Source organism: Streptomyces albireticuli (genome assembly GCF_021228125.1).
In the GTDB taxonomy this organism is placed as follows: Bacteria; Actinomycetota; Actinomycetes; order Streptomycetales; family Streptomycetaceae; genus Streptomyces; species Streptomyces albireticuli.
This window is the reverse complement of record NZ_JAJQQS010000070.1, coordinates 1-1,879: the sequence shown is the minus strand read 5'-3', so window position 1 is coordinate 1,879 and position 1,879 is coordinate 1. Positions and strand designations below refer to the sequence as shown.

Annotated in this window: 1 protein-coding gene and 1 pseudogene; both read right to left on the bottom strand. The window is 65.2% G+C overall.

Annotated features, from left to right (window positions below; translation table 11 throughout):
• Positions 1-499, bottom strand: a 499-nt coding sequence (locus tag LUZ64_RS36580) for a transposase family protein (RefSeq protein WP_232399068.1), incomplete at its 3' end; no start/stop codon positions are given.
• Between the two features lie 590 nt (positions 500-1,089).
• Positions 1,090-1,301 (bottom strand): annotated as a pseudogene (locus LUZ64_RS36570) (hypothetical protein); the annotation flags it as partial.
• Positions 1,302-1,879 lie beyond the last annotated feature (578 nt).

Genomic DNA, 1,879 nt, shown 5'->3' with positions numbered 1-1,879 from the left:
TGAGGGTTTCCCTGGTGGGGCAGGCCTGGACGATGCCGTGGGCCCGGGCAGCGGTCAGATCATGCGTGCGCCCGGGCAGCGCGCGGGAGAACCACAGCGGTGTGCCGTCTGGGCGGGCGACGACCTGCACGTTCATGCCGTGCCGCTTGTGCTTTTGGCTGTAGTACGGCTCGTCCGCGGCGATGCGGTCGGTGGGGACCAGGGTGCCGTCAACGATGAGGAAGTCGCCCTCACCCAGGCCAACCAGGGCCTCACGCAGACCGGGCGCCCAAGCGGCCAGGACTTCTAGGGTCTCGTGGACGTACCTCCAGGCCGTCGCCTCCGGCACGCCGAAACCGGCCCCGACCTGCGCGAACGTCTCGTTCTTCCGCAGATGTGCGAGTACCAGCAGGGCCTGCTTGAAACAACCCAGCCTCCGCCACGGCGACTTCAGTTCCTGCCGGCGGGCATGGATCAGCCACGAGACATGCTCGACCAACTCGTGCGGGACGTCGAGCATGGCAGGATACGGAACCAACAGAGCCCCTTGGCGCCGGTGTCGAGTGAGATCAACACCCCAACGACAAGGGGCTCTGCCATGTCACCAGCACCGCCTCTGACCTGCCCGTTCCACCCCCGCGGGACAGGATGAAAGAGGATCACTGAGCAGCACTGGGATGATCTCCCCGGCGCTGTCTGGCTTGTGCCGATGCCGCGCTGCGACCCAATCGCGGCCCGTGCTGCGCCAGACTCGGGAGCAGCAGCGTAAGCAGCGGCAGGAGCAGCACGTCCAGCAGCCCCGGAATCACGTGCCGGGGCTGCTGCAGAAGCGCAGTGGGCTGCTAAACGTCGATGCACGCCACGACCACGACGGTGCGCAGCGTGGTGACGAAGTACAGGACGCGGATGTCCTTGATCTGGTCGGGCGTACTGGCGCAGCTCGGGCTGGCTGCCGTCGCCGGGAATCGGCTCCCCGATCTCGGGGTCGACGCTGATGGTCACCAGGGTGTGGTCGAGCGCGTGGATCTCGGCTTCGGCCAGGTCCGCGAGCTGTTTGGCTGCCGAGTCGCTGAAGGCAATCTGGGTACGCCTGGGGGCGTGGCGGGCCCAGGCGACAGAAGCACGCTGGGCGGTGAGCCGGGCGAGATGCTGCTCGCGCAGCTCTTCCCAGGCGGTGTACTCCTCGACGGGTGGCAGCCCGTTGGTGGCGATGTCCTCCAGGGCTGGTCGGCCCTTCCCCGGGTCTTCGCGGCGTAGGCGCTTACAGCCTCGGCAGCTGCGGGTTCCAGCGGCTGCCGGGCGGAGGCTGGCTGTTCGCTCATCGAGGGTTCCAGAGGAAAAACCTGGTGTGTGCGACCGCCGTATCGCCGGGGCCGTGTGCCGCGCCCCGGTGTAGACGAAGCAGTGTGCTCCGTCGCCGGTCGGCAGGGCGTAGACCCAGGACCCAGGTTTGCTGCCGGAACGCCTCCACCTGGGGAAACGAGTATTCCAGGACCCACAGGTCACCCATATCTCGTCACCAGCGGATCAATGGTCCAGAGCACTCTGGTATGTGTTGACCGGGAGCAAGTGCTATGTCACAATATGTATTCATGGTCTGCCGCTATGCTCGGGAGAGCCCGACAACCTGGGCCTTTAGAAAGCGTCTGATCAACGTTCATGCTGTTGTGGTGGGCATGTCTGTTTAGATTTGCCAGGGTGGTGCGGATTCTCCTGTCAGTTTGCGGGGCATTTTGTTAGTCATCGCCCAGTGGATCATCGTCTGGGATCTCTGGGGGGTGCCCTTATGGGTTTGGTCAAGCCGGGATGGCTGGGCGTGATTCGTAGAAGGTGCCGTCTCTGAGCATGGCGAAGAGGACGTCGACGCGTCGTCTGGCGAGGCAGAGGATGGCCTGGGTGT